Origin of the sequence: Aeromonas sp. QDB20 (assembly GCF_027707805.1) — a bacterium.
Classification (GTDB): domain Bacteria; phylum Pseudomonadota; class Gammaproteobacteria; order Enterobacterales; family Aeromonadaceae; genus Aeromonas; species Aeromonas dhakensis.
The window spans coordinates 51408-71159 of sequence record NZ_JAPCJC010000020.1; the positions used below are offsets into that span (position 1 = coordinate 51408).

Consider the following 19752-nt stretch of genomic DNA (forward strand, 5'->3'; position numbering starts at 1 on the left):
TCCGTTCCTTAACCTTGCTTGTTCTCACTGCGCTGACACATAGGGAAGCCCAGCGCTTCGCGGGAGGCGTAGTAGGCTTCCGCCACCGCCTTGGTCAGGGTGCGAATGCGCAGGATGTAGCGCTGACGCTCGGTGACCGAGATGGCCTTGCGGGCATCCAGCAGGTTGAAGGAGTGAGCGGCTTTGAGGATGCGCTCGTAGGCAGGCAGCGGCAGCGGTTTTTCCAGTGCCAGCAGATTCTGGGCTTCCTTCTCGTACTGCTCGAAGCAGTGGAACAGGAACTCCACATCGGCGTGTTCGAAGTTGTAGGTGGATTGCTCCACTTCGTTCTGGTGGAACACGTCGCCGTAGGTGGTCTTGCCCAGCGGGCCGTCAGACCAGACCAGATCGTAGACGCTGTCCACGCCCTGAATGTACATGGCCAGACGCTCGAGACCGTAGGTGATCTCGCCGGTGACCGGCTTGCACTCGAGGCCGCCAACCTGCTGGAAGTAGGTGAACTGGGTCACTTCCATGCCGTTCAGCCACACTTCCCAACCCAGACCCCAGGCACCCAGAGTCGGGTTTTCCCAGTTGTCTTCCACGAAGCGGATATCGTGGATCTCGGGATCCATGCCCAGCTCTTTCAGGGAGCCCAGATAGAGTTCCTGAATGTTGTCGGGGGAAGGCTTGATGATCACCTGGAACTGGTAGTAGTGCTGCAGGCGGTTGGGGTTTTCACCGTAGCGGCCGTCAGTCGGACGGCGGGACGGTTGCACGTAGGCGCAGGCGATGGGCTCGGGGCCCAGGGCGCGCAGGCAGGTCATGGGGTGAGAAGTACCGGCACCCACTTCCATATCCAGCGGCTGAATGATGGTACAGCCCTGGCGGGACCAATAGTCCTGCAGCTGCAGGATCAGGCCCTGAAAGGTTTTGACATCGAATTTTTGCATAATTTTTTTCGCGCGAAATGAAATCAGAGCAAGATTTGCTGAATGTGAACCGAAGGAGTATACCGTCTGGCATGGTCGGATAATAGGCGAAATTACAGCGGATTAATGTGATGACGCTGCGCCGGGCCTGGGCGGGAGGGGTTGTCGGCACTCCCACGCCCGGGTTGGCATCGACCCCGGGGAGTGGATGAAATGACAGGAGAGAGGGAATGGAGTTGCGTTGCGCCTGGGTGACCAAAGACCCGGAATACATTGAATACCATGACAAACAGTGGGGCAGGCCGGTCCATGACGCCCGCGAGCTGTTTGCCAAGCTCTGCCTCGACGGCCAGCAGGCGGGGCTGTCGTGGATCACCATCTTGAAGCGCACCGAGAGCTACCATCGCGCCTATGCCGACTTCGATCCGCTGCGCATCGTGCAGTTCGACGAGCAGGACGTGGAGCGGCTGATGCAGGATACCGGCATCATCCGCAACCGGCTCAAGGTGCAGTCGATCATCAAAAATGCCCGCGCCTATCTGGCGCTGGAGGCGGAAGGCATCGACTTTGTCGATTATCTGTGGGGCTTTGTGGGTGGCGCCCCCATCGTCAACCAGCGCCAGGGCAACGGTGACATTCCGGCGACCTCGCCGGAGTCGGATGCCATGTCCAAGGCGCTCAAGAAGCGCGGCTTCACCTTCGTCGGCAGCACCATCTGCTACGCCTTTATGCAGGCGGTGGGGATGGTGAACGATCATCTGGTGACCTGCCCCTGCCACGCCGAGTGCCAGCAGAGCCCTGCGCGCCAATAAACCGGGCGCAAGGTAAAAGAGAAGGGAGGCTGATGCCTCCCTTCTGCATGTCGGCATGGCGCCTGTCATGGGGCCGTCAGGCGATCCCGGCCTGGCGCAGGGAGCCCGAGTACTGCTTGTCGACCTTGGAGATGTGGTTGAGCAGCCAGTTTTTGAGAAACACCAGCAGCTCCATGTTGAACTCTTCGTCGTCCGTGCCGTTGCGCTGCATCAGGGTATCGAGCTCCGCCAGCAGCCGGGCGTGTTCCTCTTTGTGGCGGCGCAGCTCGGGGTAGCCCGCCTGCTCCATCACCTGCTCCTCGTCGGCGAAGTGCCGGGTGGCGAGCTTGAGCAGCTCGTCGAGCCGCTGCTTGCGCAGCTGGGCCGGGCTCTTGTCGATTACCGCCTGGTAGAGCCGGTTCATCGCCTCGAACAAGCCCAGATGCTGGTTGTCCATGCTGGGTACCTGCACCATGAAGGCCTCGTTCCAGTGCAAGAGCTCCTGATCCTGGCTGGCTGAGCCAGCCTTGCTGACGTCGAACTGATCGCTGATGAGGCCGATCTCCTCGTTGGCCTGGTTCATGTCCCGGGTGTGGCTGCGGCTCTGGCGCGCCAGCTCCAGGCATTCGCGGGCGATGCTGGCGACCTCCATCACATTGCGGTTGGTCTCTTCGGTGACCTGGGCCTGCTGGCCGGCGGCGGTGGCGATGTGGCCGTTCATGTCGTTGACCCGGGTGATGGCTTCGACGATGGCGGTCAGGGTCTCGCCGGTGCCCGCCGCCTGGCTGACCGCCTGTTCGCTCACGTTGCGGGTGGTGTGCATGGTGGTCACCGCGTGGCGGGTGTTGTGCTGCAGCGCCTCGATACGCTGCTGGATGTCGACGGTGGCGGCCTGAGTACGGGTCGCCAGCTGGCGCACCTCGTCGGCCACCACCGCGAAACCGCGGCCCTGCTCGCCGGCCCGGGCCGCCTCGATGGCAGCGTTGAGGGCCAGCAGATTGGTCTGCTCCGAGATGGTGTGGATCACCTGCAGTATGTTGCCGATCTGGGTGCTCTCCTGATCCAGCTGGGTCACTTCCCCGGCGGATTGCTCGATGTGGTCGGCCACCTGGCGGATCAGAGTGATGGTCTGGCTCACCTGGCGCTGGCCGTCGTGGGCCTGCTGCTGGGTCAGCAGGGTGTCCTGGCTGGCCTGCTCGGTATTGTGCTCGATGTTGTGGACGGTGGCGGTCATCTCGTTGATGGCGGTCGCCAGCATGTCGGTATTCTGCTGGGCCTGCTGCATGCTGCTGAGGGTGCTGCCGGAGTGGGCCATCAGCAGCGCCATCTTGTCGTGGGTCTTGCGCGACACCAGTTGCACCGTGCCGATCAGGTTGTCGATATTGCCGAGGAAGCGGTTGAACACCTCCGCCAGATAGGCGAACTCGTCCTTGCCCTGGCTGTGCAGGCGGAAGGTGAGATTGTGGCTGTGGTTGGCCAGCTCGACCAGCTGGCCCATCAGATGCTGCAGCGGGCCGACGGTCTTGCGGTAGATGAGCAGCAACATCAGCAGGATGACGGTCAGGCTGACGGCCAGCTGCAGCATGTCCTGACGCTGCAGGGTCTGGCTCTGGGCGCGGATATCCTGTTCCCGCTGCTTGAACCCTTGTTGTTGCTGTTCCAGCACGGCCGCGACCTGGCTGGCGATGTTGTCGGTGAGGGCATCGAAGCCTTCGTTCGGCTGCTTCATCAGCTGGTTGCCAGCCTCGCGCCCCTCTTTCAGATAGATGTCCACCATCCGCTTGCCGATCTCCAGCTGGCGGGTCAGCAGCGGGGTGAGCGGCGCCTGCAACTGTGGCAGCCGCTCCAGTAGCTGGCGAGCCGCCTGGGCGTGCTGTTCGGCCTCGCCGATGGAGTCCATCTCGCCGGAGACGGCGGCATCGGTCAGGAACTGCTGAACCTGGGTGGTGTGATACCGCAGCTCCTGCAGGGTGATCTGCTCGTTGGCGCTGAGGATGAGCTGGTTGGGCAGCTCACCGAGGCGGGCGGTCAGGCTGCTGCGCCAGAGCCCGCCCAGCGCCATGGTGAGCAGAATGATGAGGCTGGCACTCAACAGCAGGTGCCGGATCGAGACGTTGCGAAGCAGTGCGGACATGAGAGACCCCTGAGCACTATTGATGGTGCATTCAATAGTAGCCAATGGAGACGTATTTGGTCCGTTGAACAAGGGGATAGGTCAGGGGGGGCCTGGTTCCGGCTGCCGGTTCAGGCGGCATCCAGCCAGCCTGCGGATACTGGGACGTGGGCAGAGAGGGGCGTGACTCTGATAACGTCACACCTTGGCACACCTCTGGGGTAGAATGCGCCCTCTTTGGATTTGAGTCGGTTTTTTTAGAGGTTTTTCATGCATTTCAAGACAATCGTTCCCGCCGTTGCGCTGGCCGTCGCCCTGAGCGGCTGTACCACCAACCCCTATACCGGCGAGTCCCAAACCTCCAAGGGCGCCTGGGGCGCACTGGCGGGCGCCGCTGCGGGGGCTGCCGTGGGGGCGCTCTCCTCCAGCAAGGGTGACCGCAAGAAAGGGATCCTGACCGGTGTGGCCGCCGGCGCCGCGCTGGGTGGCGGTATCGGCTACTACATGGACGTGCAGGAAGCCAAGCTGCGCGAGAAGCTGCAAGGTACCGGCGTCAGCGTGACCCGCAACGGTGATCAGCTGATCCTCAACATGCCGAACAACGTCACCTTCGACAGCTCCAGCGCCCAGCTGAAGGCCGCCGGTGCCAACACCCTGTCCGGCGTGGCCATGGTGGTCGCCGAGTTCGACAAGACCCGCCTGAACGTGGTTGGTCACACCGACAGCACCGGCTCCCGCGAGCTGAACATGAAGCTCTCCGCCCAGCGCGCCGATGCCGTCGCCGCCCAGCTGATCGGCCAGGGTGTGACCGGCAGCCGCATCGCTACCAGCGGCGTGGGCCCGGATCAGCCGGTCGCCACCAACAGCACAGCCGAAGGCAAGGCCCAGAACCGTCGGGTGACCATCACCCTGACCCCGACCGCCTAAGCGGCCCGGTTCGCAGCCAATAAAAAGGCCCCGCCAGCGATGGCGGGGCCTTTTTATTGGGGCCGTTGCGAGCAATGACGCCTTGTTCTTTGCCCCCTTCTCCCCTTGTGGGAGAAGGGACGGGGATGAGGGGATAACTGCCTCTTAGACTGCCGCAGTCAGCTGCACTTCTACCTTGTAGCCTTCGTGGGCCAGGCGGGCCTGGACGCAGGCGCGCACGGGGGCTGTGTCGGCATCAGGGGAGCCAGGCATCCCGCCCGGCTTAGACGGCGGCAGTCAGCTGCACTTCTACCTTGTAGCCTTCGTGGGCCAGACGGGCCTGAACGCAGGCTCTCACCGGTGCGGTGCCCGCCGGAATCCAGGCATCCCACTGCTCGTTGAAGGCGGCGATGTCTGCAATGTCCTTGAGATAGATGTTGGCCATCAGGATCTTGTCGACGCCGGAGCCGTTGGCTTCCAGCAGGCGCTGCAGGCTTTCCAGTACTTCACGGGTCTGCTGATGAATATCGGCGGTGTCGGTGGCGGGCACTTCCACCACGTAGAGGGTGCCGTTGTGAATGACCACGTCAGACCAACGCTGGGTGGTGCCGATTCGGGTAATAGCTGGCATGGATTGCTCCGGTAGTGTGGCTCATTGACCCTTGCGGATCAGATAGCGGTAAGGGGCCTGCTCTGTCTCGCTGGCGACCAGGGTGTGATCCATGAAGCGGCAGAAACTGGGAATGTCGCGGGTGGTTGAGGGATCGTCGGCACTGACCAGCAGGGTCTCCCCATCAGCCATCAGCCGCACTTTTTTACGCACCATCATGACAGGTTCGGGACAACGAAGCCCGATTGCGTCCAACTCGTGAGTCGCGTCGCAGAATAAAGCACTCATCAATAATCAACCTTCAACCAAATCAGCTGCCAATGATACTCGCGGCGAAAAAATAATCAAACTACCTGGGCTGTCAACAGCATATGTAACCAAAGTGTTATCCGGCCCTACCCACACCCCGCCGTATGAGTAATATAAAAATTGAACCATATTCAACAAGGAGGTGTGAATATGCAGGTCTCCTACGGCAGATTACAAGCCTACGCAGGCATGGGGTTCTTGTCTTTCGCCATGATAGTGATGGGCAGCCCGATCGGTAACACCGGCACCTGGTTCGGTTCCATGGTGATGATCGGACTGGGGCTCTGGATCGAGCTCAGCGATTACTATGACGAGGATGAGGACGAAAACGATCAATCCTGACCCCAAGACTCTCACGATGACAAAGGCGGATATCTTATCCGCCTTTGTCGTTTCTGGCCGCAGCGAAAAGCGTCAGCGGGTCGAGCGCATGGCCCGCTCCAGATGTAGGGCGGTCAGCTGCGGGTTGGCTCTGGGGTCGTTGAAGAAGTTGCTCAGCACATCCATGATCGCCTGGCGCATGTTGGTCGGCGTCGCCATCCCCTCCGCCATGCTGGGCAGCAGGTTGCCCTCTCGCTCCGCCTGCAGGAAATCCTGGTAGGAGCGCACGGCGCAGCGGTCGAACTTGCTCATGTCCGGTTTGACCAGCGCCGGGATCGAACCCTTCACCCGGTTGAACTCCTGCTGGAAGCGCGGCGTCATCAGCAGCTGGGCCAGTTCGCCCTGGGCCTGCAGCTGGGCCGGATCCCGCTGCTTGAACATGGCGATGGAATCGAGGTTGTAGCTGAACAGCCCCTGGCTGCCAGGGCTCGGCAGGCACTCGATATCCTCGCCTGGCCGATAGTTGCCGGCGCTCAGCTCGCCCTTCACCCAGTCCCCCATCACCTGCATGGCGGCGCCGCCGCTCTCCAGCAGGTTGGTGGCCTGGTGCCACTTCAGGCCGGCGTATTTCTCCGGCACATAGCTGCGCAGCTGCTGGAAGCGGGTCAGCACCCGCACCATGTCGGGACCGGTCAGGGTGGCGCTGTCCTGTTCCACGAACGCCTTGCGGTAGAACGTTTTGCCGCCCTCGCCGAGCGCTACCGTTTCGAACAACACCGCCAGCTGCCAGGGCTCGTTGCCGATGGCGAGCGGGGTGATCCCTTGCTGCTTGAGCCGATCGGCCACGGTCACGAACTGGGCCCAGCTGGTGGGCGGGGTCAGCTTGTTGCGCTCGAAGATCTTGCGGTTGAGCCACAGCCAGTTGACCCGGTGGATGCCGGTCGGTACCGCCATCAGGGCGCCGTTCTGGCTGAGAGTCTCCCGCACCATGGGGGGCAGCTGGGGATACCAGCCGAGGTGTTCGGCCATGGGGCTGAGATCGCGCAGGAAGCCGAGTCCGGCCCACTCCCGCAACTCGAACCCCTTGAGGTGGGCCGCCTCCGGTGGGTTGGCCGCCAGGGCCCGACTTTTCAGCACCGTCATGGCGCTCTTGCCGCCGCCCCCTTGCACCGCGAAGTCGTTCCACTGGTTGCCCTGCTCGGTCCATTCTGACTTGAGCACCTCCACCGCCTTGGCCTCGCCGCCAGACGTCCACCAGTGCAGCACCTCCACCTGGGAGGCCTCGATCGGCAGAGACAACAGGGTGATGACAGAAAAAGACAACCACTTCATAAGGTTACTGCCTTGGTAGGGAGAGGGTGGCCTGCAGGCCGCCCTGCGGACGATTTTCCAGCACCAGGTCGCCGCCGTGGGCGTGGGCTATGTTGCGGGCAATGCCCAGACCCAGGCCTGTGCCGGCCAGATCCGTGCTGAGCCGGTAGTAGGGCTCGAAGATACGTTCGAACTGATCTTCCGGCAGGCCGGGCCCCTCGTCCATGATGAACAGGATCAGCATCTCCTCGTCGTCCATGATGATGATGCGCACTTTCTGGCCGTACTTGATGCCGTTGTCCACCAGGTTGCCGATGCAGCGCTTGAGGGCCAGCGGTTTGCCGCGGTAGGGCTGCTTGCAGTGGCCCTCGATGGTCAGCCGCTCGTCGTGCAGGTTCATGGCCTCCGCCATCTGTTCCAGCATGGCGTCGATGTCGAGCTGCTCGATGTTCTCGTGGATGTCGGTGTCCTTCACCGTCTGCAGCGCCCCCTTCACCATCAGCTCCAGCTCGTCCAGATCCTTGTTGAACTTGGCGATCTGCTGCTCGTCGTCGAGCAGCTCGACCCGCAGCCGCAGTCGGGTGATGGGGGTCTTGAGGTCGTGGGAAATGGAGCTGAACAACCGCTCTCTATCGTCGATATAGCGGCGGATACGGTGCTGCATGATGTTGAAGGCGCGGGTGGCCGCCACTATCTCGGAGGCTCCCTCTTCCTTGAGCGAGGGCTGGTCGATGTCCTTGCCGAGGTTGACTGCCGCCTTGGCCAGCCGGCGCAGCGGCCGGGTCTGCCAGCGCACCAGCAGGAAGGTGAAGAAGCAGAGGAACACCGTCATCAGGGCGATGAAGCGCACCTGGTTGCTGGGCATGACGGTGTCATCCAGCGTCATGTAGGGGGCCGGGAGCAAGGCCGCCAGATAGAGCCACTCCCCCGGCTCTATCTCGATCTGGGTCACCAGTACCGGCGGATTGAGCGGCTCCAGCGACAGGGTGTAGCGGGCCCAGGAGGAGGGCAGATCCGCCAGCAGGGTGTCGTTGTTGAAGACGTGCAGATCCTCTGGCCGCGAGAAGTCCACCTTGATCGCCATGGCGTCGGAGAGCTTGCGGGTCAGCACCCCCTGCACCTCCTTGAGCACCAGCGTCTTGCGCTCGCTGTCGGGGATGGCGCTGATGTGGATCTCCTCTTCGTTCAGGGAGACGAAGAAGCGGCTGCCGCCCATGTTGCGCAGCTGGTCCAGCGCGATGTGGCGATACTGCAGCGGCAAGGATTTGAAGAAGTTGACGGTGGAGGCGGCCGACAGCGCCAGGTTGCGGGTGGTGCTGAGCATGCCCTCCAGCTCCCGCTTCTGGATCTGCTGCATCCAGATGCCGGTGAGGATGGTCTGGGAGAGCAGGATCGCCAGCAGCAACAGCAGCAGCATCCGCGACAGCAGGGAGCGGGGTACCAGAACCCGCCAGAACCACCTGCTATTCATGGGATCTCTCGCCTTGTGTCGAGCAGCATGCCGTCGCTACCTTGCTGGCTCTCATGGGATCTCGTGCACCTCGGCGATCAGCATGTAGCCGCTGCCGCGAATGGTCTTGATGATGCGCGGGCTCTTGCCGTTGTCACCCAGCTTCTGGCGCAAGCGGCTGATCTGCACGTCGATGCCGCGCTCCATCGGCAGGCTCTCGCGACCGCGAGTGGCGTCCGAGATGGTATCCCGGTCCAGCACCACGCCGGGCTGCTGCAGGAACATGCCGAGCAGCATGGCATCGCTGCCGGAGAGATCCAGCAGGCTGCCATCCTCGTGAGTCAGCTGGTGGCTCAGGGTATCCAGGGTCCACTCGGCGAAGCGCAGCCGACGGCTCGGCTCCTTCTCTTTCTCCGGTTGGCGAAATTCGGCGCGGCGCAGCAGCGCCTTGATGCGGGCCTGTAGTTCGCGCGGGCTGAACGGCTTGGCGATGTAGTCGTCGGCACCGAGTTCCAGCCCGATCACCCGGTCAGCCTCGTCGGAGGCGGCGGTCAGCATGATGATAGGGACCTGAGAGTCGCGACGGATCTGCTGGCAGAGGGTAAAACCGTCGTCGCCAGGCATCATGATATCGAGAATGATGAGGTCCGGGCTGTGCTGGGCGAGCTGCTGGCGCATCTCGTTGCCCTCCGCTGCGGTCAATACCTCGAAGCCAGCCCTGGTCAGGTATTCATTGAGCAGCTCGCGGATCTCTTGGTCGTCGTCGACGATCAGCAGTTGTTTGCTCGTTGACATATGTATGTGCATCCACCCATTTTTTTGTGCAGATTGAACCTGTCGGGGGAGCAAAAAGCAAGCAAGCCCCCCATCTAATGTGAGGTTATGGGCAATATCCTCCCATATCCTGCCGTGCAAATAAAAAAGGCCGACCCAAACGGGCCGGCCAAGACGCAGATGCTGACGACAGAAGTGCACCCCGTGTGGCGCACTCCACAGACTCGATGGCGGGGCAGTCTGACCGGCCCCAAAACCTGCGATACGGGCCGCCTCGCCGAGAAGCAGAAGCGGGCCCATATTGTAAAATTCAGCCCCTGGCGGGGCACTTCCCGGACCGGCGTACCGGTCCGGGAGATACAGTTACACTCGCTCGAACACGGTGGCGATGCCCTGACCCAGGCCGATGCACATGGTGGCCACGCCCAGGGTCGCGTCCTTCTCCTCCATCAGATTGATCAGGGTGGTGGAGATGCGGGCGCCGGAGCAGCCGAGCGGGTGACCCAGGGCGATGGCGCCGCCGTTCAGGTTCACCTTCTCGTCCACCAGGTCTTGCAGACCCAGATCCTTCACGCAGGGCAGGGACTGGGCGGCAAACGCCTCGTTCAACTCGAACAGATCGATGTCACCGACGGTCAGACCGGCCCGCTTGAGCGCCTTCTGGGTGGCCGGCACCGGGCCGTAACCCATGATGGCGGCGTCGCAACCGGCGATGGCCATGGCACGTACCTTGGCGCGCGGGGTGAGGCCGAGCGCCTTGGCGCGATCCGCACTCATCACCAGCATGGCGGCGGCGCCATCGGACAGGGCCGAAGAGGTGCCGGCGGTGACGGTGCCGTTGACCGGGTCGAACACCGGGCGCAGCTGGCTCAGGGTGTCGACCGTGGTCTCGGGGCGGATCACCTCGTCGTAGTCGTAGAAGAAGCGGGCGCCGTTGGCGTCATGGCCTTCCAGCCCGACGATCTCCTTGGCAAAACGCCCTTCCACGGTGGCGGCGTGAGCGCGGCGATGGGAGCGGGCGGCAAACTCGTCCTGCTGCTGACGGCTGATGCCGTGCAGCTTGCCGAGCATCTCGGCGGTCAGCCCCATCATGCCGGAGGCTTTGGCCACCGACTTGGCCATGCCGGGGTGGAAGTCCACCCCGTGGCTCATGGGCACGTGACCCATGTGCTCGACGCCGCCGATGATGAAGATATCCCCATCACCCACCTGGATGGCGCGGGAGGCGTCGTGCAGCGCCTGCATGGAGGAGCCGCACAGGCGGTTGACGGTGACTGCCCCCACCTGTTTCGGGATGCCGGCCAGCAGGGCGGCGTTGCGGGCGATGTTGAAGCCCTGCTCCAGGGTCTGCTGCACGCAGCCCCAGTAGATGTCCTCGATCTCGTTCGGGTCGAGGTTGGGGTTGCGCAGCAGGATGGATTTCATCAGGTGCGCGGACAAGTCTTCTGCACGCACGTTGCGGAAGGCGCCGCCCTTGGACCGGCCCATCGGGGTCCGGATACAGTCGACAATGACTACGTCTTTCATGAATGGATCTCCTTTCCGCAATCAGTAGAAGGTTTTGCCCTGGGCGGCCATCTCACGCAGCTTGTCGCTGACGCGGTAGAGCGGGCCAAGGTCGGCATACTGGTCGGCCATGGCGATATAGCGATCCAGACCGATAGTGTCCAGATAGCGGAACACGCCGCCGCGGAAGGGAGGGAAGCCCAGACCGTAAACCAGCGCGATGTCGGCTTCGGCTGGGGTGGCGACTATGCCCTCTTCCAGACAGAGCACCACCTCGTTGATCATCGGGATCATCATGCGGGCGATGATGGCGTCCTTGTCGAAATCCTGTTTCGGCTTGGCAATCGGGGCCAGCAGCTCGTAGCTGGCGACATCGGCCACCTTCTTCGGTTTGCCCTTCTTGTCAGCCTCGTAGGCGTAGAAGCCCTTGCCGTTCTTCTGACCGAAGCGGCTCGCCTCGTACATCACGTCGATGGCGGTACGGCCTTCCTTGCTCATGCGCGCCGGGAAGCCCTGTGCCATCACATCACCGGCATGGTGGCCGGTGTCGATGCCGACCACGTCCAGCAGGTAGGCGGGGCCCATGGGCCAGCCGAACTCCTTCTCCATCACCTTGTCGACGGCGGCGAAGTCGGCGCCATCGGCGACCAGCTTGTTGAAGCCGAAGAAGTAGGGGAACAGCACGCGGTTGACGAAGAAGCCAGGGCAGTCGTTGACCACCACCGGGGACTTGCCCATGGCGGCGGCGTAGGCCACCACGCGGTTGATGGTGTCGTCCGAGGTTTGCTCGCCGCGGATGATCTCCACCAGCGGCATGCGGTGCACCGGGTTGAAGAAGTGCATGCCGCAGAAATTCTCGGGACGCTTCAGGCTCTTGGCCAGCAGGGAGATGGGGATGGTGGAGGTGTTGCTGGCGAGCACGGCGTCTTCGCCGATCACGCCTTCCACTTCACTCAGCACGGCCGCCTTCACTTTCGGGTTCTCGACCACGGCCTCGACCACCACGTCCACATGCTTGACGTTGTCATAGCTGAGGGTCGGGGTGATGGCGGAGAGCACCTGGCCCATCTTGATGCCATCGATGCGACCGCGCTCGAGCTGGCCGTTGAGCAGCTTGGTGGCTTCGCCCATGCCAAGTGCCAACGCCTTCTCGTTGATGTCCTTCATCACCGCCGGGATGCCCTTGCTGGCGGACTGGTAGGCGATGCCGCCCCCCATGATGCCGGCACCCAGCACGGCGGCATGGCCGGTGGCCTTGTTCGCCTGCTTGGCGGCCTTCTTGGCCAGCGCCTTGACGTGCTGATCGTTGAGGAAGATGCCGACCAGCGCCTTGGCGACATCGGTTTTCGCCAGCTTGATGAAGGTGGCGGCTTCGGCGACCAGCGCTTCGTCCCGACCCATGCCGGCGGCGGCTTCCACCGTCTTCACGGCGGCCATGGGTGCCGGATAGTGTTTGCCCGCCACGGCGGCAACCATGCCGGCGGCGGTGGTGAAGCTCATCATGGCTTCCAGTTTGGAGAGACGCAACGGGGCCTTCTTGGTGGCGCGGCGGCTCTGCCAGTCCAGCTTGCCCTTGATCGCGTCCTTGATCATCTGCACGGCGGCGCCCTGCAGCGCATCCGGGGCGACCACGGCATCGATGGCACCCACTTTGAGAGCGTCATCGGCACGGTAATCCTTGCCGGTGGTGATCCACTCCAGCGCGTTGTCGGCGCCGATCACTCGCGGCAGACGGACGGTGCCGCCAAAGCCGGGCATGATGCCGAGCTTGGTCTCGGGCAGGCCGATCTTGGCCGTGGTGTCGGCCAGCCGGAAGTCGGTGGAGAGAATGGTCTCGCAGCCGCCGCCCAGGGCGTGGCCCTTGATGGCGCTGAGGGTCGGCACCGGCAGATCTTCGATGGCGTTGAAGATGTCGTTGGCCTTTTTCAGCCAGCCGAGCAGATCTTCCTGCGGCAGATCGAACAGTTCCAGGAATTCGGTGATGTCGGCGCCGACGATGAAGGCGTCTTTGCCGGAGGTGAGGATCAGACCTTTTAGTTCACGTTCTTGTTGTAATGCGGCGATCGCTTCGCTCAGGGAGAGCAGGGTAGCGCGATCCAGCTTGTTGACTGAACCCGGAGCATCGAACCTCAGCTCGGCAATGCCGTCTTCGAGGTAGCTGACCGTCAGGGTTTCGCCTTGGTAGATCATGAGAGTGTCTCCTTGTTCCCACATGGTGGGGGGTGGTGCTCCTTTATCCCCAGCAGGGGGCGAGGCTCACTATTGATCCAAAAGAAGACAATTTCAACACCTATTTAAAACATTTGTTTAACAGATCTCGAGTAAAAGCTCGCCTCAGATTAACAATCAAAATAAAGGCGTCTGATGACGCCTTTATTAACCTTGTGTGGCCTCAGCTGGCCAGCTCTGGCCGGTCGCGATACTGGCTCAGCACCTCGGGATCGGCGAGAGCGTGGGTGTTGTTGACGGGCCTGTTGTGCACCACTTCCCGCACCGCCAGCTCCACTATCTTGCCGGACTTGGTGCGCGGAATGGCGTCCACCTGCAGGATGCGGGCCGGCACGTGGCGGGCGGTGCAGTGCTGGCGCACCTGCTGGCGGATGCGCTCGCGCAGCGGCTCGTCCAGCTTGAGACCAGGCTTGAGCTTGACGAACAGCACAACCCGCTCGTCTTGCTGCCACTGCTGGCCGATGACGATGCTCTCTTCTACTTCCTCCAGTTGCTCGACGTAGCGGTAAATCTCGCTGGTGCCGATGCGCACGCCCCCCGGGTTGAGGGTGGCGTCGGAGCGGCCGTAGAACAGGATGCCACCGGTCGGGGTCAGCTCGATCCAGTCGCCGTGGCACCAGATGTTGTCGAACCGCTCGAAATAGGCGGCGTGGTACTTGTCGCCGCTGTCGTCTCCCCAGAAACCGATGGGCTGGGCCGGGAACGGCTTGGTGCAGACCAGCTCGCCCTTTTCACCCTGTACCGGCTGGCCCGCTTCGTTGAATACCTGTACCGCGAGGCCGAGGCCGCGGCCCTGGCTTTCGCCACGGTAGACGGGGCTGATGGGGTTGCCGATGACAAAACAGGAGCAGATGTCGGTGCCACCTGAGATGGAGCTGAGCTGCACATCCTGCTTGATCTGCTGATATACGTAGTCGAACCCTTCGGGAGAGAGCACGGAGCCGGTGCTGCAGATCAGCCGCAGGTGCGGCAGGCTGTGGGTCTTGATCGGGGCATAACTCTGCTTGTGCAGCGCATCCAGGTATTTGGCCGAGGTGCCAAACAGGGCGACCTCTTCGTCGCGGGCGAGATCCCACAGTACGTTGCCGTCCGGGTAGAAGGGGGAGCCGTCGTAGAGCACCAGGGTGGCGCCGGAGGCGAGCGCGCTCACCAGCCAGTTCCACATCATCCAGCCGCAGGTGGTGAAGTAGAAGATACGCTCCCCCGGCTTGATGTCGCAGTGCAGCTGGTGCTCTTTCAGGTGTTGCAGCAGGGTGCCGCCAATCCCGTGCACAATACACTTGGGTTTGCCGGTGGTGCCGGACGAATAGAGGATGTAGAGCGGGTCGTTGAAGGCCATGGGTTCGAACTGCAGACCGGCATCCGGCTGGCCGGCCAGGATCTGACGCCAGTCGTGACCCAGCTGCAGGGAGTGGCCGAGCAGGGGGATCATGACCGTCTGCTCTATGCTGTCGATCTGGCCGACGACCCCCGCCACCTTGTCTTGAATGTCGATGGCCTTGCCGTTGTAGCGATAGCCATCCACCGCAAACAGCACTCGCGGCCGGGTCTGGCCGAAGCGCTCCACCACGCTGGCTTCGCCAAAATCCGGGCTGGTGGAGGTCCAGATCGCCCCCAGGCTGGTGGTCGCCAGCATGGCCACCACGGTTTCCGGAATATTGGGCAGATAGGCTGCCACCACATCGCCCCGGCCGATGCCCTGGCTGCGCAACCACTGGGCCAGCCTGGCCACCTGATCCGCCAGTTCGCGCCAGCTCAGGGTCTGGCTGGGGTTCCCTTCAATGCGGGAGATGATGGCCGGCGTGTCATCCTGGCGGCGCAGCAGGTTTTCGGCGAAGTTGAGCCGGCTGTCGGGGAACCAGCGGGTGCGCTGCATCTCCTGGCGGTTCTCCGCCACTATGTTGCCGAGCTCGCCCTTGACGCCGCAGTGCTGCCATACCAGCGGCCAGAAACGGGTTGTCTTCTCCACCGACCACTGGTAGAGCTGGGCATAGCTGTGCAGCTGCAGGCCGTGGAAGCGGTTGACCTCGGCCATGAAGTGCTGGAGGTTGGATTGCTGAATCCGCTCCTGATCCGGTTGCCACAGGCAAAGGTTGTGCATGAGTAGTCCCTGACTGCATGTATCTACCGGCAGTGTATTGAATTGTTTTTTATTTGTTAATGGTTGGTTTTTGTTTCATAACAAAAGCCTTGTAACGTATGCGTTACCTCACGAAGCGATTGCTTGACGGTTCGAGCCTTGATTCGCTTGATGTTATGCTGAAACCACATTTCTCCCGGAGCAGGACGCCATGAGCAGCTACAGCCAACTTTTTGCCCAGCACCTCGACACCTTGCAGCAGCGCACCCGCGACATACTGCAACAGCAGGGACTGGGCGGTCTGGCCATCCACTCCGGCCAGACCCACCGCATCTTCCTAGATGATCAGGATTACCCCTTCAAGGTGAACCCCCAGTTCAAGGCCTGGCTGCCGGTGCTGGACAATCCCCACTGCTGGTTGCTGGTGGACGGGGTGAACAAGCCGGTGCTGCTGTTCTACCGGCCGGTGGATTTCTGGCACAAGGTAGCGGATCTGCCCAACGCCTTCTGGGTCGACTTCTTCGATATCCGCTTCCTGACACGCCCGGAGCAGGTTGCCGATCATCTGCCGGCCAACAGGCAGGAGTGGGCCTATCTGGGTGGCCATCTGGAGGTGGCCGAGCTGCTGGGGCTGGGCCAGCCCAACCCGGAGGCGGTCCTCAACTATCTGCACTACCACCGCGCCTACAAGACCCCCTATGAGCTGGAGTGTCTGCGCGATGCCAACCGCATCGGGGTACGCGGCCACATTGCGGCCAAGGACTCCTTCATGGCGGGGGCGAGCGAGTTCGAGATCAACCTGGCCTACATGAAGGCGGTCGGGCAGGGGGCCAATGAGGCGCCCTACGGCAATATCGTCGCCATCAACCGCAATGCGGCCATCCTGCACTACACCCACCTCTCCACTCAGCGGGTACCCGATGCGGAGCGCTATTCCTTCCTCATCGACGCCGGCGTGGACGTGCACGGCTATGCCTCCGACATCACCCGGACCTGGGCCTGGCGACGCGGCGAGTTTGCCGATCTGATCGCGGCGCTGAATGCCCAGCAGCAGGAGATCATCGAGGAGATCAAGCCGGGCCGCCGTTACAGCGAGCTGCATCTGCAGATGCATCACAGGCTGGCGCGCCTGCTGCAAACCACCGAGCTGGTGGACATGTCGGTGGACGAGATGATCCACACCGGGGTGACCAACGTCTTCTTCCCGCACGGCCTCGGCCACTTCCTCGGCCTGCAGGTACACGATGCCGGCGGCTTCATGCAGGATGAGCGCGGCACCCACCTCTCAGCCCCCGAACAGTTCCCCTATCTGCGTTGCACCCGGGTGATGGAGGTGGGTCAGGTGTTCACCATAGAGCCGGGCCTCTACTTCATCGACAGCCTGCTGGAGCCGTTGCGTCAGGGTGAGCAGGGCAAGCGGGTCAACTGGAACAAGGTCGAGGCGCTGCGCCCCTATGGCGGCATCCGCATCGAAGACAACGTGGTGCTGCATGCCAACGGGGTGGAGAACCTGACCAGACAAGCAGGGCTCTGATGGCGGCGGACTATTCCATACCGGCCGCACCGCTGGAGGTGAGTGAAGAGATCAAGAAGAGCCGTTTCATCACTTATCTTGCCCACACACCGACCGTCGAGGCCGCCAAGGCCTGGATTGGCGAGATAAAGCAACAACATCCCGGGGCCCGGCATCACTGCTGGGCCTTCGTCGCAGGTGCCCCGCAGGACAGTCAGGTCTATGGCTTCAGCGATGACGGTGAGCCCTCTGGCACTGCCGGCAAACCCATGCTGGCCCAGCTGATGGGAGCGGGCCTGGGTGAAGTCGCCGCCGTGGTGGTGCGCTATTACGGTGGCGTGCTGCTGGGCACTGGCGGCTTGGTCAAGGCCTACGGCGGTGGCGTGGGGGCGGCACTCAAGCAGCTCGAGACCCGCATCAAGCGCCAGCAGACGGCCTCTCTCATCCAGTGCGACTATGCCGACATGGGGGCCGTAGAGGCCCTGATCCAGGCTCATCAGGGCCAGTTGTTGACGGCCGACTATGGCGCCAGCGTAACCCTGCAGGTGGCGTGGGAGTCCGCGCTCTGGGCCCGAATCGCACAGGAATTGACCGACCTAACCCAGGGTCGGGTATCCCTTCGTCCCTTAGATGGCTAGAATCCATCGCTCTTTTGGTCTGAAGAGGGAGCCGGAATGCAGATTCTGAGCATCATTCGTATCGTTGGCCTGCTGGTCGCACTGTTCAGTTCGACCATGCTGCTGCCTGCGATGGTTGCATTTGGCTATCGTGATGGTGGTGGTGCCGAGTTCGTCAACTCCTTCTTCATCGCTCTGCTGCTCGGCGCCGCACTCTGGTTTCCCAACCGTCATCAGAAGAAGGACCTCAGGTCCAAGGAGGGCTTCCTCATCGTCGTGCTGTTCTGGGTGGTACTGGGCAGCGTCGGGGCCTTGCCGTTCCTGCTGGGAGAGGTGCCCGGCATGACGGTGTCCGAGGCCTTCTTCGAGTCGTTTTCCGGCCTGACCACCACGGGGGCGACCGTGCTCACCGGGCTGGACAACCTGCCCAAGGCGTTTCTGTTCTATCGCCAGCTGCTGCAGTGGTTGGGGGGCATGGGGATCATAGTGCTGGCGGTAGCCATACTGCCGCTGCTCGGCATCGGGGGCATGCAGCTCTATCGCGCCGAAATTCCGGGGCCGGTCAAGGACAACAAGGTCACCCCGCGTATCGCCGAGACGGCCAAGGCGCTCTGGTTCATCTATCTGCTGCTTACCTCCCTCTGCGCCCTGGCATACTGGATGGCGGGCATGACCCTGTTCGATGCCATCTGTCACTCCTTCTCCACCATGTCAGTGGGGGGCTTCTCGACTCACGATGCCAGCATAGGTTTCTTCAACAGCCCGGCCATCAACCTGATCACAGTGCTGTTTCTGCTGCTGGCGAGCGTCAACTTTGCCCTGCACTTCATGGTGTTCGCCCACAAGCCGGTGCGCCTGAGCAGTTATCTGCGGGACTCCGAACTCAAGGTGTTCCTGAGCATCCAGTGTGTACTGGTACTGATCTGCTTCGTCTCCCTGTTGTTCCACGGCCACTACGATACCTGGCAGGATGCGCTCAACCACGGCCTGTTCCAGGCGGTGTCGCTGGGCACGACTACCGGTTACAGCACCACCAGTTATGCGGATTGGCCCTCTTTTCTACCCATGTTGCTGATGTTTTCCGCCTTCATCGGCTGCTGCGCCGGCAGCACCGGGGGCGGCATCAAGGTGATGCGCTTCATGATCCTGTTCCTGCAGGGGATGCGCGAGCTGAAGCGACTGGTGCATCCACGCGCCATCTATACCCTCAAGCTGGGCCGTCGCGCCGTACCAGAGCGGATCGTGGAAGCGGTGTGGGGCTACTTTGCCACCTACATCATCCTGTTCTTCATCTTTATGCTGTTGTTGCTGATGACCGGCTTGAACGAGGTGACCGCCTTCTCTGCCGTGGCGGCCGCGTTTACCAACGTGGGGCCGGGGCTGGGGGAGGTGTCGGCCAACTTCGGCAATATCTCGGCAACGGCCCAATGGATACTGGTGGTCGCCATGTTGTTTGGTCGATTGGAAATCTTTACGCTTCTGGTACTGTTTACCCCTGCATTCTGGCGTAGTTGAGGTTGGTATGGACAAGATTCTGGTGCTTTATTCTTCCCGTGACGGGCAAACGCGAAAAATCGTCGATGCCATGCTGGCTGAGATCGAGGGATGCGAGGTGGTGATGCAGGATCTGCACAGCCTGCCCATGTGCAACCTCAGCAAGTTCAAGAAGGTGCTTATCGGTGCTTCCATTCGCTATGGCAACTTCCACCCCAGCCTGTTCAGCTTCATTCATGCTCATCACGAACAGCTGGAAGTGGCCAACGCCGCCTTCTTCTGTGTCAACCTGACGGCCCGCAAGCCAGAGAAGCAGACCCCGCAGACCAATGCCTACATGAAGAAGTTTTTGCGCCTCTCCCCCTGGAAGCCAAAAACCCTGGGGGTGTTTGCCGGTGCGCTGCAGTACTCCCGCTATAACTGGTGGCAGACCCGCATCATTCAGCTGATCATGAAGATCACCGGCGGTAGCACGGACACCAGCAAGGACCTCGAGTTTACCGACTGGGACAAAGTGCGCAGTTTTGCCCGCGATTTCTGGTCAAAAAAATAGCCGTGGCAATGTAAAAGCGGCTTGAGCCCTGCTGATGCAGGGCTTTTTGTTTGATAAATAGACGTTTGACCGGCCAAAACACGAAAAATGCCAATTTTTGCAAAATTTCCCTTGTCATCGCGGCGCGGCTCCCTATAATGCGCCTCCATCGACACGGCAAGCGGCAACGCAGAAAGCCAAGTCGGTGGCCTCGAAAAGCCTTTGAAAATAAGGCTTGACTCGAGAAGGCGGTTGAGTAGAATGCCACTCCCGCAGCAGCCAAAA

17 protein-coding genes and 1 pseudogene are annotated in these 19752 nt (G+C 62.0%); 7 read left to right on the forward strand and 11 right to left on the reverse strand.

The features are described from left to right. Positions 1 to 8 precede the first annotated feature (8 nt). Positions 9 to 932 (reverse strand): glycine--tRNA ligase subunit alpha, encoded by a 924-nt coding sequence (gene glyQ / locus PG897_RS18385; protein ID WP_005339464.1) that lies wholly within the window; start codon positions 930 to 932, stop codon positions 9 to 11. Positions 933 to 1141: 209 nt separating this feature from the next. Here glyQ and PG897_RS18390 point away from each other — a divergent pair, with 209 nt between their 5' ends. Next, positions 1142 to 1723: a DNA-3-methyladenine glycosylase I gene (locus PG897_RS18390; protein ID WP_201882984.1), complete on the forward strand. Its 582-nt coding sequence runs from the start codon at positions 1142 to 1144 to the stop codon at positions 1721 to 1723. 76 nt (positions 1724 to 1799) lie between these two features. Here the strand turns inward: PG897_RS18390 and PG897_RS18395 are convergent, their stop codons facing one another. Further along, entirely contained in the window at positions 1800 to 3836 is a 2037-nt protein-coding gene (locus PG897_RS18395) for a bacteriohemerythrin (protein WP_201885381.1), read from the reverse strand. A 249-nt stretch (positions 3837 to 4085) separates the two neighbouring features. On the opposite strand from PG897_RS18395, the gene PG897_RS18400 reads away from it, so the two are divergent. Beyond that, a complete protein-coding gene (locus tag PG897_RS18400) occupies positions 4086 to 4742 on the forward strand; it encodes an OmpA family lipoprotein (protein ID WP_005307410.1) in 657 nt (218 codons plus the stop codon). Positions 4743 to 4886: 144 nt separating this feature from the next. Here PG897_RS18400 and PG897_RS18405 read toward each other — a convergent pair. From PG897_RS18405 to tusA, 3 genes and pseudogenes are all read right to left on the reverse strand, one after another. Further along, positions 4887 to 4976 (reverse strand): annotated as a pseudogene (locus PG897_RS18405) (endoribonuclease L-PSP); the annotation flags it as partial. 28 nt (positions 4977 to 5004) lie between these two features. Beyond that, a complete protein-coding gene (locus PG897_RS18410; RefSeq protein ID WP_016348988.1) occupies positions 5005 to 5352 on the reverse strand; it encodes a RidA family protein in 348 nt (115 codons plus the stop codon). 21 nt (positions 5353 to 5373) lie between these two features. Next, complete coding sequence (gene tusA, locus PG897_RS18415; RefSeq protein WP_005307416.1) at positions 5374 to 5619, reverse strand: sulfurtransferase TusA; 246 nt, start codon at positions 5617 to 5619, stop codon at positions 5374 to 5376. 171 nt (positions 5620 to 5790) lie between these two features. Between tusA and PG897_RS18420 the strand changes: the two genes are divergently transcribed. Then, positions 5791 to 5982, forward strand: coding sequence for a hypothetical protein (locus tag PG897_RS18420; protein ID WP_005307420.1), 192 nt, complete (start codon positions 5791 to 5793; stop codon positions 5980 to 5982). Between the two features lie 72 nt (positions 5983 to 6054). Here the strand turns inward: PG897_RS18420 and PG897_RS18425 are convergent, their stop codons facing one another. The 6 genes from PG897_RS18425 to PG897_RS18450 form a co-directional block, all read right to left on the reverse strand. Continuing rightward, positions 6055 to 7293, reverse strand: a complete 1239-nt coding sequence (locus tag PG897_RS18425; protein ID WP_201882982.1) for an ABC transporter substrate-binding protein — start codon at positions 7291 to 7293, stop codon at positions 6055 to 6057. Positions 7294 to 7297: 4 nt separating this feature from the next. Then, positions 7298 to 8743, reverse strand: a complete 1446-nt coding sequence (locus PG897_RS18430) for an ATP-binding protein (protein ID WP_005307426.1) — start codon at positions 8741 to 8743, stop codon at positions 7298 to 7300. Between the two features lie 51 nt (positions 8744 to 8794). Next, complete coding sequence (locus PG897_RS18435; RefSeq protein ID WP_010635539.1) at positions 8795 to 9517, reverse strand: response regulator; 723 nt, start codon at positions 9515 to 9517, stop codon at positions 8795 to 8797. A 342-nt stretch (positions 9518 to 9859) separates the two neighbouring features. Continuing rightward, positions 9860 to 11023: an acetyl-CoA C-acyltransferase FadA gene (gene fadA, locus PG897_RS18440; RefSeq protein WP_117405817.1), complete on the reverse strand. Its 1164-nt coding sequence runs from the start codon at positions 11021 to 11023 to the stop codon at positions 9860 to 9862. A gap of 21 nt (positions 11024 to 11044) precedes the next feature. After that, a complete protein-coding gene (gene fadB, locus PG897_RS18445) occupies positions 11045 to 13192 on the reverse strand; it encodes a fatty acid oxidation complex subunit alpha FadB (RefSeq protein ID WP_201882980.1) in 2148 nt (715 codons plus the stop codon). Positions 13193 to 13394: 202 nt separating this feature from the next. Then, positions 13395 to 15332, reverse strand: a complete 1938-nt coding sequence (locus tag PG897_RS18450) for an acetoacetate--CoA ligase (protein ID WP_201885380.1) — start codon at positions 15330 to 15332, stop codon at positions 13395 to 13397. A gap of 190 nt (positions 15333 to 15522) precedes the next feature. Here PG897_RS18450 and pepQ point away from each other — a divergent pair, with 190 nt between their 5' ends. The 4 genes from pepQ to hemG are packed head-to-tail and all read left to right on the forward strand — an operon-like array spanning position 15523 to position 19488. Beyond that, positions 15523 to 16845, forward strand: a complete 1323-nt coding sequence (gene pepQ, locus PG897_RS18455; protein ID WP_201882976.1) for a Xaa-Pro dipeptidase — start codon at positions 15523 to 15525, stop codon at positions 16843 to 16845. Beyond that, positions 16845 to 17462, forward strand: coding sequence for an IMPACT family protein (locus PG897_RS18460; RefSeq protein ID WP_201882974.1), 618 nt, complete (start codon positions 16845 to 16847; stop codon positions 17460 to 17462). Before pepQ ends, PG897_RS18460 begins: the two co-directional genes overlap by 1 nt. A gap of 36 nt (positions 17463 to 17498) precedes the next feature. Then, positions 17499 to 18956, forward strand: coding sequence for a TrkH family potassium uptake protein (locus PG897_RS18465; protein ID WP_010635534.1), 1458 nt, complete (start codon positions 17499 to 17501; stop codon positions 18954 to 18956). Positions 18957 to 18963: 7 nt separating this feature from the next. Then, complete coding sequence (gene hemG / locus PG897_RS18470) at positions 18964 to 19488, forward strand: menaquinone-dependent protoporphyrinogen IX dehydrogenase (RefSeq protein ID WP_005307448.1); 525 nt, start codon at positions 18964 to 18966, stop codon at positions 19486 to 19488. Positions 19489 to 19752: the final 264 nt, after the last annotated feature.